Origin of the sequence: Dokdonella sp., assembly GCF_019634775.1 — a bacterium.
In the GTDB taxonomy this organism is placed as follows: domain Bacteria; phylum Pseudomonadota; class Gammaproteobacteria; order Xanthomonadales; family Rhodanobacteraceae; genus Dokdonella.
Genome location: NZ_JAHCAS010000003.1, coordinates 226,209 through 241,228, shown reverse-complemented (window position 1 = coordinate 241,228; position 15,020 = coordinate 226,209). Strand labels below are relative to the sequence as shown.

The 15,020-nt window shown below is 63.4% G+C and carries 15 protein-coding genes, 1 pseudogene and 1 other annotated feature; of the genes and pseudogenes, 12 read left to right on the top strand and 4 right to left on the bottom strand.

Going from position 1 to position 15,020, the window contains the following annotated elements:
- The coding region (locus KF907_RS14930; RefSeq protein WP_291221663.1) for a DUF3489 domain-containing protein at positions 1-513 on the bottom strand (513 nt) is incomplete at its 3' end.
- A 161-nt stretch (positions 514-674) separates the two neighbouring features.
- Between KF907_RS14930 and KF907_RS14925 the strand changes: the two genes are divergently transcribed.
- The 4 genes from KF907_RS14925 (at position 675) to KF907_RS14910 (ending at position 5,585) form a co-directional block, all read left to right on the top strand.
- On the top strand, positions 675-866 hold the full coding sequence (locus KF907_RS14925; RefSeq protein WP_291221661.1) for a helix-turn-helix domain-containing protein: 192 nt from the start codon (positions 675-677) through the stop codon (positions 864-866).
- A gap of 2 nt (positions 867-868) precedes the next feature.
- A complete protein-coding gene (locus tag KF907_RS14920; protein WP_291221660.1) occupies positions 869-3,391 on the top strand; it encodes an N-6 DNA methylase in 2,523 nt (840 codons plus the stop codon).
- An 80-nt stretch (positions 3,392-3,471) separates the two neighbouring features.
- Entirely contained in the window at positions 3,472-4,743 is a 1,272-nt protein-coding gene (locus KF907_RS14915; protein ID WP_291221658.1) for a restriction endonuclease subunit S, read from the top strand.
- Positions 4,740-5,585: a hypothetical protein gene (locus KF907_RS14910; protein ID WP_291221656.1), complete on the top strand. Its 846-nt coding sequence runs from the start codon at positions 4,740-4,742 to the stop codon at positions 5,583-5,585. Before KF907_RS14915 ends, KF907_RS14910 begins: the two co-directional genes overlap by 4 nt.
- Before the next feature lie 36 nt (positions 5,586-5,621).
- Here KF907_RS14910 and KF907_RS14905 read toward each other — a convergent pair.
- Positions 5,622-6,853, bottom strand: a protein-coding gene (locus tag KF907_RS14905) for an IS3 family transposase (protein WP_472843823.1) whose coding sequence is annotated in 2 segments (ribosomal slippage) — positions 5,622-6,574 and positions 6,574-6,853 — 1,233 coding nt in all. Because the reading frame shifts where the segments join, the coding sequence is not laid out codon by codon here.
- Positions 6,459-6,575 (bottom strand) — a sequence feature (AL1L pseudoknot). Its footprint overlaps the gene before it by 117 nt.
- A 69-nt stretch (positions 6,854-6,922) precedes the next feature.
- Between KF907_RS14905 and KF907_RS14900 the strand changes: the two genes are divergently transcribed.
- The 7 genes and pseudogenes from KF907_RS14900 (at position 6,923) to KF907_RS14875 (ending at position 11,827) form a co-directional block, all read left to right on the top strand.
- On the top strand, positions 6,923-8,569 hold the full coding sequence (locus KF907_RS14900; protein WP_291221654.1) for an McrB family protein: 1,647 nt from the start codon (positions 6,923-6,925) through the stop codon (positions 8,567-8,569).
- 9 nt (positions 8,570-8,578) lie between these two features.
- Entirely contained in the window at positions 8,579-9,955 is a 1,377-nt protein-coding gene (locus KF907_RS14895; RefSeq protein WP_291221652.1) for an McrC family protein, read from the top strand.
- Positions 9,952-10,236 carry a TOTE conflict system archaeo-eukaryotic primase domain-containing protein gene (locus KF907_RS14890; RefSeq protein WP_291221650.1) on the top strand — a complete coding sequence of 95 codons (285 nt, stop codon included), beginning with the start codon at positions 9,952-9,954 and terminating at the stop codon, positions 10,234-10,236. The genes KF907_RS14895 and KF907_RS14890 overlap by 4 nt, the downstream gene beginning before the upstream one ends.
- Positions 10,236-10,337 (top strand): annotated as a pseudogene (locus KF907_RS15465) (hypothetical protein); the annotation flags it as partial. The gene KF907_RS14890 and the pseudogene KF907_RS15465, both read left to right, overlap by 1 nt.
- A gap of 30 nt (positions 10,338-10,367) precedes the next feature.
- Complete coding sequence (locus tag KF907_RS14885) at positions 10,368-11,072, top strand: DEAD/DEAH box helicase (protein WP_291221648.1); 705 nt, start codon at positions 10,368-10,370, stop codon at positions 11,070-11,072.
- Positions 11,073-11,141: 69 nt separating this feature from the next.
- Entirely contained in the window at positions 11,142-11,513 is a 372-nt protein-coding gene (locus tag KF907_RS14880; protein ID WP_291221646.1) for a type II toxin-antitoxin system RelE/ParE family toxin, read from the top strand.
- Positions 11,510-11,827 carry a helix-turn-helix domain-containing protein gene (locus tag KF907_RS14875; RefSeq protein WP_291221644.1) on the top strand — a complete coding sequence of 106 codons (318 nt, stop codon included), beginning with the start codon at positions 11,510-11,512 and terminating at the stop codon, positions 11,825-11,827. Before KF907_RS14880 ends, KF907_RS14875 begins: the two co-directional genes overlap by 4 nt.
- 309 nt (positions 11,828-12,136) lie before the next feature.
- Here the strand turns inward: KF907_RS14875 and KF907_RS14870 are convergent, their stop codons facing one another.
- Together KF907_RS14870 and KF907_RS14865 are read right to left on the bottom strand one after the other, a co-directional pair.
- Positions 12,137-12,577, bottom strand: coding sequence for a lysozyme inhibitor LprI family protein (locus KF907_RS14870; protein WP_291221642.1), 441 nt, complete (start codon positions 12,575-12,577; stop codon positions 12,137-12,139).
- A gap of 35 nt (positions 12,578-12,612) precedes the next feature.
- A complete protein-coding gene (locus tag KF907_RS14865; protein WP_291221640.1) occupies positions 12,613-13,167 on the bottom strand; it encodes a DUF3011 domain-containing protein in 555 nt (184 codons plus the stop codon).
- Positions 13,168-13,648: 481 nt separating this feature from the next.
- Between KF907_RS14865 and KF907_RS14860 the strand changes: the two genes are divergently transcribed.
- Positions 13,649-14,971: an NHL repeat-containing protein gene (locus tag KF907_RS14860; protein ID WP_291221638.1), complete on the top strand. Its 1,323-nt coding sequence runs from the start codon at positions 13,649-13,651 to the stop codon at positions 14,969-14,971.
- Positions 14,972-15,020: the final 49 nt, after the last annotated feature.

Here is a 15,020-nt window from a genome sequence, read left to right as displayed (position 1 = left end):
TCCCAGCTTTTTCTTGAAGGTCCCGGCAAAGGTGCCGCGCACCGTGTGCGCCTGCCAGCCGGTGGCGCTGCAGATCTGGCCGATGGTTGCGCCCTCGGGGCGTTGCAGCATCCGGATCACTTCGGCCTGCTCGCTGTCCGCCCGCGTGCGCGGTGCGGCGGGCGGTGTGAAACTGGCTTCGGCGAAGGCAACTGCGGCCTCAAGCTCCGGGTCGTTCGGCACAGGCGGGGCATCTTCGGCGTTGGCGATGATCTGGTCGAGCTTGGCCTCGAACTTGCCGATGCGCTTCTTGCTGGCATCAGGGTACGGGACGCCAAGAGCTTTATAGCCTGCGGCGGCGATCCGCCACTGCTTGCCGTCCTGCCGGATGAGCTCGTGTCTGGCAAGGCCCGCCAGCACCTTCTGGCGTGCGCCACCCTTGATATGGTCGGGGAACCATTCGATCCGGCCTTCGGTGTGGCCGACGGCATGGGTCAGGATGGTCTGCTGGGTCGGGGTTAGGGAATTGCTCATCGCGTGCTCCTTCAAGGATGGTGATGTGGAGCTCGATGAACGCGCTGTTTGGCCCGAAAGCCAAGCGTTTCGTGGTTCGCGCAGAGATTCCCTGTTAGATTGGCGTCTTTGCGATTGGATGCGATTTTGTGCCATCCAATTGCCTGCCTCTGGAGCATGCCGTGACCGAACCTTGGGTATCCGTCGAACAGATCGCCGAACACTTGGGCGTCACGCGTGACTCGATCTACCGCTGGATCGACCGCAAGGGCCTGCCCGCACACCGCGTCGGGCGGCTGTGGAAGTTCAAGGTGACGGAGGTGGACGACTGGGTGCGCGCGGGTGGCGCCGACGAGGAAAAGAAACCGGATTGAACGTGAACGACGACATGGCCAAGACCAAGAAACCTACCCACACCCCCAGCCTGCCATTTCCGCCGGAGCCGGATGCGCTGCACCAGGAAGGCCATTGGCTGTGGATTCCCCTGCGCAAGGAATGGCGCGACGCCAGCGCCAAGCCTGAGGAAATCGTCCGCCAGAAATTCATTCGCACGCTGGTCGAGCACTACGGCTACGCGCTGGAGCAGATGGATCAGGAGCAGCGCACCCAGCACGGCCATCGCAGCCCGCGTGCTGACATCGTCATCTGGCAGTCTGTGGACGACCGCACGGCCAAGCGTTTCCCCGTCCTTGTCGTCGAATGCAAGACCGATACTATCGAAATTCAGGAGCGTGATTATTACCAGGCCGCGTCCTACACCGTGGCCTCCGGCTGCGAAATCTTCGTCGCCACCAACCAGCGCCACACCGCCGTCTTCAAACTGGTGGCGCGCACGCCGGGCGAGTTCGTTGCCATTAATGAAATTCCCAAGGCGTCCGATTGGGGCGATGCCAAACGACTGAAAGAGGTGCTGGACAGCCTGCGCGCTTTCAATCGCAAAGAATTCCAGGATCTGCTGTTCGTCTGCCACAGCATCCTGCGCGACGTGCATAAGATGGACCCGGGCCGGGCCTTCGACACCATCTCGAAGATCCTCTTCATCAAGATGTACGTCGAACGCTCCGGCCAGCACGGCACCTTTACCATCGACTACCTGAACCGCCGCGCCAGCGTGCGCCTGCCCACTGACCCCGCCGTGCACGATGGTCTGTTCGATCAGACCAAGGCCTTTTATCGCGCCGACGACTTGTTCACCGCCGCCGACAAGCTCGACATCTCGGAAGAAACCTTCCGCCGAATTGTCAAGCAACTGGAGCGCTTTGACCTGTCCAAGACCGGCGACGACATCAAGGGCCTGGCCTTCGAAAAATTCCTCGGCACCACCTTCCGGGGTGAACTGGGCCAGTTTTTCACGCCACGCCCGGTCGTGGAGTTCATGGTCGACCTGCTCAACCCGCAGGAAACGGAGCTCATCTGCGATCCGGCATCGGGCTCCGGCGGTTTTCTGATCCGCGCCTTCGAGCACGTCCGTACCCAGATTGTGGCGAACATTCAACTCCAGAAGGACAAAGAACGCGCCCGCATCGAAGCGCTTGGCCTGCCCGAAGACGAGGAGGAGCGTCAGATCGAAGAAACCTTCTCGCGCCTCAACCATCAACTACTGCCCAGCGGCGACGACAACAAGCCGATCGACACCCGAGTGGGGCGGCTGGCCTGGCAGTGCATCTACGGCACCGACGCCGAGCCGCGCGCAGCCCGTACCGCCAAGATGAACATGATCATGCACGGCGACGGGCATGGTGGCATTCATTACCACGACGGTCTGCTCGACATCAACGGCATCTTCAATGGCCGCTTCGACCTCGTGCTGACCAATCCGCCATTCGGCTCCAATGTCGGCGAAGACCAGCGTGTGGGGGGTAGCACGGAAACTCGGGTGCCCACCGATGAAGAATACATCAAGCGATGCGAAACCCGATACGGAGCAGCCTGGCGAAATAGTCATGACCGACTATTGTTGGCGGCAACCCAGAAACGCCGGAATAGCGACCCACAGTGCGGCTTACCCATCCTCGATCTGTTCGAAATCGGCAAGGGTAAGAACAATCGGCCCACCGAGCTGATCTTCGTCGAACGCTGCCTGAACCTGCTCAAACCCGGCGGGCGCATGGGCATCGTGCTGCCCGACGGCAACCTCAACAACCCTTCGCTGGCCTGGCTGCGCCGCTGGGCAGAAGGGCGTGCCAAGCTGCTGGCCGTGGTCAGCCTGCCGGAAGAAACTTTCAAATCCAGCAACGCCACCGTCAAAGCTTCGCTGGTCTTTCTGCGCAAATTCACCAAGGCGGAAACCGCGCAGTGGGAAGCCGTCTGGGCACAGGCCCATACCGAGTTGGACGCCGGTTTCGATACCCAACGTAACGACGCGCACGGCAGCTACGCCCCGCGCATCGCCAGCGGCGAGGATCATGACGCCACACGCCTGCTGGCCAACCTGGACGCTCTCGGCCTACAGCGCACCCTGCCGCGCTGGCAGCGTGGCGAAGCCCCGGCCTACCCGCGGCAAGCCATGCCCACCACGCAAGGCAAACCGTTTTGGCAGGGCGAAGTCGCCAAGGACCACAAGAAGGCGGTCGCCGAACTCAAGAAGCAGGCAACCGTCGCGCTGGCGGGCGTGCAAAAACACAGCGATGCCCTGCTGTCGGAACTGAAGGCCCGGTACAAGGCCATCGACGAAGCCCACACCGCCGCCCTGTGGACGCGTGTGCGCGAACTGTTTGACTACCCGGTGTTCGTTGCCGCGCCCAAGACCGTAGGCATCACCTCCACCGGCGAGACCGGCGAGGGCGTGGCCAGCGATCTGCCCGATCTGCTCAAGGCCTACCGCGAGTTTGAACACTGGTTGGCGCAAGGCGCGCAGCCGGAGGCCACGCCAAATTTTCCGGAGCCCTCCACTGCGTAATCCGGCGGTGGAGGGAGATCGAGCGCTGGATTGAAAGTGCCGCCGCGATCTCGCGGGCCAGCGGCTTTCCATTACGCCCCTTGAGTGATGTGCTCGTGCAGCGCAGCGAACCGGTGCGCGTCCATGGCGCGTTGGGCGACTGGCAAGCCATCACCATCAAGTTCTCGGGCGAGGTGCTACCCCGTGAACGCACCGAAGTGTTCAAGGGCGCGATGTTCGCCGCCTACCCCGGCGATCTCGCGTTCTCGAAGATCGATGCCCGCAACGGTGCGGTGGGCCTGATTCCCGACAGCATCCCGAAAGCGGTCGTCACCAGCGAGTACCCGGTATTCACGCCCAATGCCGACAAGCTGCGTGCCGATTTTCTGCATCACCTGCTGCGCGCCGAACACTTCCGGGCCGATCTGCAACGCAAGGCTTCCGGCACCAGTGGCCGCAAACGGGTCACGCCAGAGGGTTTTCTGAGCCTTGAAATCCCGCTGCCTGGGCTGGAGGAACAGGATGCACTGATCAATGCCTACACCGAGGCACTCCACCGCGCCGACCAACTGGAGCAGGAAGCCGACGCCATCGAGCGCGCCGGATGGAAGGCATTTGAAACCGCGCTGGGCGTGGCCCCGCCGCCGCCCTTGCCGGATCGTCCGGTGTTCGTGGCGCGGTTCAAGGATGTGGAGCGGTGGAGTCACGAGAGCATTTTGCGGAATGCGGTCAGTGGGCCAGACCAGCAGCACTCTTGGCCGCTGACTCGCCTTGGCGATTTGGTGGTTGATCTTGAAAACGGCTGGAGCCCCAAGTGTCATGACCATCCTGCCGGTGAAGGTAAGTGGGGGGTACTCAAGCTCGGTGCTGTGTCGTTTGGCACCTTCGACGCGGTCGAGAACAAGGAGTTGCCCGCGAATCTGAAGCCTCGTCCTGAATACGAAGTCAAGGCAGGTGACGTGCTGATCAGCCGTGCGAATGTCGTCCGCTACGTTGGTGCGTGTGCCCACGTTGAAGCAACGCCACCCCGGCTGCTGTTGTGTGACAAGATTTTCCGAGTTCGCTTCCGCCCCAATAGTCCATTGCTGCCGCGCTTCTTGGCGGAAGCGATGAAGTTACGTGTCGTGCGGGAGCACATTGAATCTCGCTTGACGGGTACTTCACCAACGATGAAAAACATATCGAAACCAGCACTGCTGGACATTCGATTTCCCTTGCCTGATCTGATTGAGCAACAGCGACTCGTTGATGACATCGGTGCATCACGTGCAGATGCTGCCAACAAACGCACCGAAGCCGCCACCCTGCGCCAATCCGCCTGGGCCACCTTCGAGGCCGCCCTGTTCACCGCCACGGAGGAGCCGAGCGCATGAGCGACTTCCAAAAGCAATACGCCCTGTGGGATGAATTCCTGAGCGTCTGGCCCGCCTCCCGTCTGGCCACGATGACCCTGGACGACTACAGCCAGGCGGGATCGAAGGACAGCTTCACCTACTGGATCGAATCGCGTCTGGACGAGTTGGGCAGCATCTGGGGCGGCTCGGCATTCAAGTTCGGCGTGTTCTCGCGAAAAAATCTTGAAGCACGCGAGAGTGCGGATAACCGCAGCTACTCCGATGCCCACGGCTGGTACTCTTCACTGGGTGCCACGGCCGAAGAAGCCTTTGAGAATGTGCGCGGCTATGTTGTGCAGGTCGCGGCCTTGGCTGCGAACGGCGACCTGGACGGCATCGAGGCTTTCGATCACTTGGGCGAGGCCACCAAGTGGAAGATCGCCTTCCACTACCAAAACCGGCAGGCGCCGGTGATCGTGGACATCTTCAAGCGTGCGCCGCTGGCGGTGTTCACGGGCGGCACGGCCAGCCAGACGATGGCCGCGTTGCAGAAGGCCGCGTTGGCCCAGCGACCCGAGGGGCTGGGCATTCTGGAATTCGGCCGGCAGGTGTGGGAGGCCTGGAGCCAGAAGAATCTGGCGATCTGGAAGCTCTCGCACGGCCTGAATGACTTTTCTGCCGATGAACGCAAGCACTACCTGCAGGCCGATCTAGGCGTGATGCACGGTGAGACTGCCAAGGGACAGGGCAAGGATTTTCAGGAAGCGCCAGTGGGGGATCTGTTTTATCTCTGTCATGGCAACGACAGCCTGCCACTGGTGGGCCAGTTCATCTCGGCGCCGGAGCCCTGTGCCAAGGGTGACGGTTGGCTGCAGCGCTGAACCGCCCCGGCTTTCGTGGAGGCTGTTTGGTTTAAGTCACACGGTTTCAGCGACCTTGGCTTCTGCGAGTCGCCGGTAGTAGTTTGCCTCAGCCTCGGCCGGCGGGATATAGCCGATCGATCCGAGGAGGCGTTGGGTGTTGAACCACGACACCCATTCCAGCGTCGCCAGTTCCACCGCCGCCTTCGTCTTCCAGGGGCCACGGCGGTGGATCAGTTCGGCCTTGTAGAGCCCGTTGATGGTCTCGGCCAGCGCGTTGTCATAGCTGTCTCCTCGGCTGCCAACGGACGGCTCGATGCCCGCTTCGGCGAGCCGCTCGCTGTAGCGAATCGACACGTACTGCGAACCCCGATCGCTGTGATGGATCAGCGTGCCGTCACGCTCCGGCTGGCGTGCGTACAGCGCCTGCTCCAGCGCATCGAGTACGAAGTCCGTCCGCATCGAGTCGCTGACCCGCCAGCCCACGATGCGGCGGGCGAACACGTCGATGACGAAGGCCACGTACAGCCAGCCCTGCCAGGTCGAAACGTAGGTGAAGTCCGACACCCACAGCTGGTTCGGCCGTTCGGCGCGGAACTGCCGGTTCACCTTGTCCTGTGGGCACGGCACGTTGCGATCACTGATCGTCGTTCGCACCGCTTTTCCGCGCATCACGCCGCGCAGGCCCTGCTGGCGCATCAGTCGCTCGACCGTGCATCGAGCCACCGTGATGCCCTCACGGCCGAGCTGTCGCCACACTTTGTTGGTGCCATAGACCTGCAGGTTGGCCCGCCATACCCGGTGGATCTCCGGAATCAGGGCCTCGTCGCGCTTCGCCCTCGCCGGGCGTCGCTCAGGCTCGCGATGGCGGGCCGCGTGTCGCCGGTAGCCGGACGGGGCGATCTGCAAGGCCCTGCAGATCGGCTCGACCCCGAACGTGCTCCGGTGCGTGGCGACAAACGTCCTCAGGGCTTCAGCCGGCGGTCGAGCTCCGCCTGGGCGAAAAAAGCACTCGCCAGCTTCAGGATCTCATTGGCCCGGCGCAGTTCCTTGATCTCGCGCTCCAGTTCCTTCATCCGCTTGGCGTCCGCGGTCGTCACGCCATCGCGCGTCCCCGCATCGACCTCGTGCTGCTTCACCCACGTCAGCAGCGTCTGCGGCACACAGCCGATCTTGGGGGCGATCGACGCCACGGCCGTCCACAGCGACGGGTACTCCCCGCGATGCTCCAGCACCATCCGGACTGCACGCTCGCGGACCTCAGGGGAAAACTTCTTCGACTTGTTCATGGCTCCATTCTCTCAAGAGTTGGAGCCTCCACGTTTCCCGGGGCGGTTCAGCGCCGTTATCGAGTGCTCATGCAGAGTACCAAGCAAGGCGGCTACCAGGGTGGTCAGAAGGGATGGACACCCAACTACCGCTCCACCTTCAAGCTGGTTCCACCACACGATCTGCCGGAATTCGAATCCACCTTGCTCAAGCCTTTTTTCGGCACCGATCTGGCCGAATTGGCCGCGCTGGCCGGTGAGCCGATAGAGGCGGCCAGCCTGGGCGATGGCGCGGCACCGCCGCAGGTCGCTACACCGGGCACGGGCAACAAGCGCAACGCCACCTGCTTCAACCGCATTTACTACGGCCCGCCCGGCACCGGCAAAACCTACACGCTGATGCAGCTGCTCAAGCGCGATTACGAAACCCAGGCCTCGTCAGTGTCAATCGAAGAGTGGCGCACGCAGATCATTGCAGAAAGGATTGCTGCGCTGACGTGGTGGGAAGCTGTAGCGGCGGCGCTGTATGACTTGGGCAAGCGTGCATCGGTTAGCCAGCTTCTGGAGCACCGCTTCGTCAAAGCCGTGGCGGCTCGCAGCAGTAGCCGAAACATCAGGGCAGCCGTGTGGGCCAACTTGCAGTCGCATACCGTAGAAGAGTCGAAGACCGTCAAATACAAGCGGCGCACAGCTCCCGCCATCTTCGACAAGCAGAACGACTCCATCTGGCATCTCGAGGGTGACTGGCAGGATGCCTGCGCCGACTTGATCAGCTTGGTCGATCAGCTCAAGGCAGGCCAGCAGGACACCGCCACGGTGCAGCGCTACAGCTTCGTGACCTTTCACCAGTCCTACGGCTACGAGGAGTTCGTCGAGGGCTTGCGCCCCGTGCTGAATGGCGACGCCGAGGCAGGCGAAGTGGAATACGAAATTCGCCCCGGCGCGTTCAAGGAGCTGTGCCGTAGGGCCCGGCAGGCGCCCGACCAGCGCTTTGCCATGGTCATCGACGAAATCAACCGGGGCAATATCAGCAAGATCTTCGGCGAGCTGATCACTCTGATCGAACCGGACAAGCGCGACCCGCAGGATGGCAGCAAGCCGCCTATTGAACTGACGTTGGCCTATTCGGGCGAGAGATTTTCGGTGCCTGCCAATGTGGACATCATCGGCACGATGAACACGGCGGATCGTTCGCTGGCGTTGCTGGATACGGCGCTGCGCCGCCGTTTTGATTTCGTGTCGCTGCTGCCTGACACGCGCGCCGTGAAAGTACCCGATGAGCCGCACAGCGCGCCGCTGGCCGGCTTGGTAGTGACCACGGACGCTGGAGAGATCGACGTACGCCGGATGCTGGAGCGCATCAACGAACGCATCGAGGCCTTGTACGACCGCGACCACTGCATCGGCCACGCCTACTTCACCCACCTGTGGAGCACGACGGATGGCGCGCAGCGGTTCGGGGCCCTGGCCGATACCTTTCGCAATCGCGTGTTGCCCTTGTTGGAGGAATACTTCTTCGAGGACTGGCGCAAGATTCGGCTGGTACTGGGCGACAACCAGAAGCCCGATGCCGCCCAGTTCATCACCGAGAGCGATGCCCACGAGCAGGCATTGAATGACCTGTTTGGCGACGATCACGGCCTGGACAGCTACACCACCCAGCGCCGCCATCAACCCCAGCCCTCGGCATTCGCCAACCCGGCCGCCTACCTCGGCATCTATCAGTCCTTGGCTTGAGGGGGACGCATGGCGCACGCCCCGATCTACGAATTCGAGGCGCTGGTGGCTGCCGCCGCCGGTGTCACCGATGGCGCGGGACTGCGCACGGTGCCGCCGCAGGTGTTTGCCTGGCTGGAAGCGCAGGCGCTGCGTCTGGCCGAGGTGGGTGAAACGCCCTGGTTGCGCTTGACCCAGCGACGTGGGCGACGCGCCGTACAGGTGACCAACTTCGTCGGGGTGATACGGGCCCCGGACGGCTACCAGATCGAAGTGCTGCCCAAAGTCGGCAAAGCCATTGGCGGGGGCGATGTCGAGGCGCGTCAGTTGCTGATCGAAATGCTGCGCTGCCTGGGCGGCTTTCGCCACATCCAGACCGACAGCGCCAAGCTGTTCGCTACCCGCATGCCCTTGCTGGAAGTGTTCATCGCGGAATTCCTTCGTGCTGTTGAGCATCTCGTCAAACGGGGCCTGCGCAGCGATTACAGGGCGCAGCAAGACAACCTGTTTGCCCTGCGCGGCAAGCTGCAAATGGCGGCACACCTGCGGCACAACCTGTGTCGGCGTGACCGTTTCTTTGCCGAGTTCGATGAGTTCTCGCCCAACCGACCGGAGAACCGTTTGCTGCACGCGGCGCTCAAACGAGTGCTCACCTGGACAGCCTCGCAGGCCAACCAGCAACTGGCGCGCGAGCTGTGTTTCGTGTTTGCCGACGTGCCGGCATCGGAACACCCCGCCACGGACTTTCAGCGCGTGCGCCTGGATCGAGGCATGGCGCATTACGAAGGGGCGTTGGCGTGGGCTCGGTTGATCCTTGAAGATCAATCACCGCTCACGGGCGGGGGCGGTCATCAAGCGCCGTCTCTGCTGTTTCCGATGGAGGCGGTGTTCGAGTCCTTCGTCGCCAAGCACCTTGCACGGCAAATTCGGCAGGGCTTTACGCTGCGCACGCAGGCCCGCAGCCTTTCCTTGGTCAGGCACCTCGAACAGAACTGGTTCCGCCTGAAACCCGATCTGCTGGTGCAGGCGGTGAAGGCCAATCGTCTGGTGCTGGATACCAAGTGGAAGCTGATCGATGGCCAGCAGGCGACGGGTTCAGACAAATACGGCCTGGATCAGGGCGACTTCTACCAACTCCACGCCTATGGCCAGAACTACCTCGACGGCCAGGGGGACGTGGTGCTGATCTACCCAAAAACGGATGCCTTGCACAAGGCACTGCCAGTGTTCGAGTTTGCGAAATCGTCAGGACTGCGGTTGTGGGTGCTGCCGTTCTGCCTGCAGCGACGTAAGCTCATCCTGCCTGCTTGCGGCAGTCTCGATGGGTGCTTCTCGCGTGGGCCGTCTGCGCAGGCATGCAGGGGCGCTGCGAGCGATGCCGCTGCTCAAGAAGCGGTCTTGGCATGATCGACACCGATGCATTGACATCGCTGCACGCCGAGAACCCGCGCCTGACCGCACTGCTGGACGCGCACGGCATCGCGTGGCGCTTGCCGACGCAGACGCAGACGCAGACGGTTGCGGAGCTCTCTCGGCTGACCACCGACGAGAAGGTGGCGCTGTTCCGAACGTTGTTTCGCGGTCGCATGAATGTGTATCCGATCCGCTGGGAAAGCAAGACCAGCGGCAAGTCTGGCTACGCCCCGGCGGCAAGAACAAGCCCACCGGCCAGATCGATATCGCGGTGATGCAATCGCTTTCGCGTCAAGGCGATGTCGATCCACTGGTGGAAAGCTACGGGCAGGTGATCGTTGACGAATGCCACCATGTCGGTGCAGCGTCCTTCGATGCCATCCTGCGGCGTGCAAAGGCGAAACACGTGGTCGGCCTGACGGCAACGCCGATTCGCCGCGATGGGCAACAGCCCATCATCTTCATGCAATGCGGACCGACCCGGCACAAGGCGGCGCAGCCGCTTGAGGCGCCGCACGATCTGGCGGTCACGCCGCAGTTCATCGAGTCGCCGATCGCTCTGCCAGCGGAGGCGGGCATCCAGGATGTGTTCCGGCATCTGGCACAAGACGCGGCCCGCACGGCAGCCATCGCCAGTGCGATCACCGACGCCTTCCGGCAAGGCCGCAAGGTGCTGGCGTTGACCGAGCGCACCGAGCACATCGACGCCATTCGCGCCGCGTTGGCGGGTCAGGTGCCGCAGCCGCTCGTGTTGCACGGCCGAATGTCAAAGAGGCAGCGCGCCGCGCTGATCACTGCGCTCGATGCCTTGTCGCCGGGCGCGCCGCGCGTGTTGCTGGCCACCGGCATGCTGGTCGGCGAAGGCTTCGACCACCCACCACTGGACACCTTGGTGCTGGCGATGCCGGTCTCGTGGAAAGGCACGCTGCAGCAATACGCCGGTCGCCTGCACCGGGACCACGCCAGCAAGACCGACGTGCGCATCATCGATCTCGTCGACACGGGGCATCCGGCCTTGCTGCGGATGTGGGACAAACGCCAGCGCGGCTATCGGGCGATGGGGTATCGCGTCGATTCGGGTGCGCCGGCCGTAGGCAGTTTTGAGTTGTGATGTTGGCTGAGTAGGGCGTCGGAACAGGTTGGTAGACAATCTATGCCACTCGGTGGCACAATACACCCGATGACGCGTGTATTCAAGACTCGCCACTTCCAGCGATGGATGCGCAAGACGGAGCTCACCGATGCCGTCCTGTGCAAGGCCGTTCAGGAGATGGCGGCCGGCCTGATCGACGCTGACCTCGGCGGCAGCGTGGTGAAGAAACGTGTCGGGTTGGCGGGGCGCGGCAAGCGTGGCGGCGTGCGCACGCTGGTCGCCACCAACAAGGGCAACCGTTGGTTCTTCGTGTTCGGCTTCGAGAAGAACGAGCGGGCGAACGTCAGCGACGAGGAGCTCGAAGGCTTGCAGATCCTCGCCGCCGACCTGCTGGCGCGGACAGGTCAGCAACTGGATGAAGCCGTTGCCGACGGCGCTTTGCAGGAGATTTGCCAATGACCACCAAGACCAAGAGCCGCATCCTCGAAGCCGTTCACGAATCGGCCAGCGATCTGCATCGCCTGGGATTCATCGACAAGCGCAAGATGCAGAAATACGACGCGCTGTGCCTGGAGCCGGTACAGGACTACGACGCCGAAAAGATCAAGGCGCTGCGCGAGCGATTGCACCTGAGCCAGGCCGTGCTGGCCAGTGTTCTGAACACCAGCACGTCCACCGTCCGCAAGTGGGAGGTGGGCGACAAGCGCCCCAGCGGGCCGTCGCAGAAACTGCTGGACATCCTTGAGCGCAAGGGACTGGAAGCGGTTCTTTGATCCGCCCATTGCCGCTCACGCCCGCTGCATTGCTATTCGAGTGAGAGAGACGGAATTGGACCGGCCTCTGTCCACCACCAATACTGAAGCCCCAACTGTTGTCAGTTGGGGCTTTTTCTTGTCTGTTTGCGCCGGTTCCCGCGTGTTGTTGGGGGTTCCTGCGGACTTCGCCAGCCGTCCGAATTGGTCGTTCCGGTTCACCCGGCACCACCCGGATGTGGGGGTAGATGTCGTGGCTCAGGACTGCGGCCGAAGGCATGCGCGCAACGGCGGGCGGCCGGGATGGGCCGCCCGCGATGGGGGCGGAGTTCAGCTCTGCGGCGGCACGGCGCAGGCGCCCCCTTCACCCATGACGCGCGCGCAGTCCAGGTGCTTTTGCAGGTCCGTCACCCGCTCGCGCGTCAGATCGGTCAGGCAACTGCTGACGTTCATGGGCTGGACGCTGCCGCCGACCGTGCGAATGGTTTGGAAAGCGCATTCGGCATCGCGAAACTGCAGCCACTTGCGTTGCGCATCGACCAGACGCTTGCGCGCCGCGTCGTCTGTGCTCAGGCGCGCCGTCATGAGCCGGTAGAGCCGGTTGAGGTCGGCGTCGGCGCGCTGGTAGGCGGCGCTGGCGCACTGGTTCAGTGCGGCCTGCGACTGGGCCTTCTGAAAGCAGGGGTCGTCGGCGGCGTGCGCCGCTTGCAGCGCCAGTGCGGCGCTCAGTCCGGCGGCCAGGCGAAAAAGAACTCGGTTTGGTTGGGTCATGTCGTTTCTCCGCGGATGGGGTATTCGGGCGGCGCTCAACGGTCTGGGTTGTCGACCTGACAGCCCAGGCCGTGGCAGCCCTGATAGTTGCCGTGGACGTCGAAATTGGGGTTACCGTCGCGGTCGAACTGCGGGCGGGTGTCGATCTCTTCCGAGCGGCGGTCGCGCGCATGCCGGTGCGCGTCGTGATCGTCGCGGGCCGCTGCGCCCAGCATGGCGCCCAACACCATGCCGCCAACGATGGCGCCGGCATCGTGACCTCGGTCATCGTAGTGGCGCGCCCCCTGGTCCCAGGTATCGCCGCGTCCATGGTGGTAGCCACCAACGTCGGCAAACACGCCGGAGCAACCTTCATTGACCCAGATATAGCCCTGGCGCGGGTTGAATCCCCAGCTGCGGTTGACGATGCAGGCGCTGCTGGAGGTCTGGTGGATCAGCTGCGGGGACGACAGGTCGCCCGCATAGCACTCGTTGTAACCGTAGTTATTGGAGCGGCATTCGATCGTTTGCTGCGCCTGGGCGGGTGTGGTCAGGCCCAGCGTCGTGGCAGCGATTGCGATGCCGCTCAGCAGATGCGCGATGCGAGACATGTTCAGGCTCCTTCAAGAGTGCGCCCGGGGGCGCGATCGGCGATGGCGACGGCGTTGCAGCCCAAAGTGCCGACGCAAGACCGTCGCCGTCGCTCCCATCGTAGAGGAGCGCGCACCGGCAGGTCATGCGGCAGGGCCACGATCGGTCATACGAGATGCCTTGTGTCGGGATCGGTCCGATGCCCTCCACGACCCTGGCGGGGTCAGACCCGGCCCTGCGCCAGGGCGCGGCGCTCGCTCAACCCCTTCGTTGTCATCTGCCGCACCAGCTCCCTGCGCGCCGGTGCGGTTACCACTTTGAACCTGTTCGAACGTCCGGTGCCGAATGGCACATCGGCAGGCTTTTCGATCCGGTTCGCACGAGTTCGCAGCAGCGCGCAGCGCTTCGTTGTTCGCGGCCCGTAGCCGACTCCCATGCAACCCGATTCAGCCCGCCGGACACTAAGCTGCCATGCCTGTCCTGTACCTCGGGGAGCTTCGCATGCGCTGCATCCTTGGATTGGTCGTCGTGCTCGTGGGACTGTCCGCGTCGGCGGCCCTGCCTTTCGATGGTGAGGTGGATTCTTCCTTTGGCAACGGCGGCCAGGTTGCCCTGACCCGACCCAGCGATCAGGGCGGCCATGGCAGCCGACCGACGGGCGATCTGGCCATGCTTCCGGACGGACGCTTCCTGTGGGCGGCGCCAATGGATGACGGCAGCGTCTGGGTCGGGCGCATGCTGGCGAACGGCTCGCCGGACGCGTTGGGCGGCCATGGCGACGGCCGTATCACGGTGCCGGCCTGCGGTGATTCGCGCAACGTGATGCTGCTGGACGATGGCGCGGAGGGTGCGATCGTGTGGGCATCGAACTGCCTGGTTCACGTGCGTGGCGATGGCAGCGTCGATACCACATTCGGCGCCGGCAACATGCCACCGCATGGTTTCCGCGCAGCCGGCCTTGCGCGTGATTCGGCCGGACGCTTCGTGCTGGCCGGCAAGGAGGGGGCGGAGCTTGCGATTTACCGATTCGATGCACAGGGTGTGCTTGATCCCGGCTTCGGCATCGACGGTCGCGTCGAGGTCGTCGTGCCGACGACCAACGGCACCGCCGATCTCTATGCGCTTGTCCTGCGCCCGGATCGTCGAATTCTCGTCGGTGGCTCGCGCGGCAACGTATTCGGCCCCAGTCTCATCGTGGCTCAGTACACCGAGGCCGGCGCGCTCGATCCGTCATGGAGTGGCGATGGCATCGTCGATATCGCGCCACGGCCCGGGGACGATCTGCTCTACGCCACGGCCATGGCGCTCGATGCCGATGGCAGCCTGGTCGTTTCCGGGATCGGCAGCTCGGGAGACTCGAACTGTTGCCGCATGCTGATGCGGCTGGACAGCTCCGGAGAGGTGGTGCCCTCGTTCGGCATCCGCCTTTTCATGCTCAGCGGCATGGGCAGCATCTTTCCGTTTTTCGAGCAGCGCGATGGGTTGGCGCTGCTGCCGAATCGGCGCATCCAGATCGGAGCGATATCGTTCCCGATCGCCGCGCCGTTCACGCATCGCACGCGGTTCACCCTGATCCGCACGTTCAGTGACGGGTCGATCGACACGGCATTCGGCCACAATGGCTGGAACAGCTTCACGATTGTCGATCCGGAAAGCGCAGGCCAGAGTGACGACTACGACCAGATGCACGCCATGGCCTACACCGGCTCCGGCCTCGTGATGCTTGGCCGCACTTTCTTCGAGGACAACTCGACCGGCAATGGCTATGTGACGATGGTGCGCGCGAAACTCGACCTGATCTTCGATCACGCCTTCGACGACTGAAGCAGGGCACGGCAACACAGTCGCTGCCAATTGCCATGGGTTCGCCATG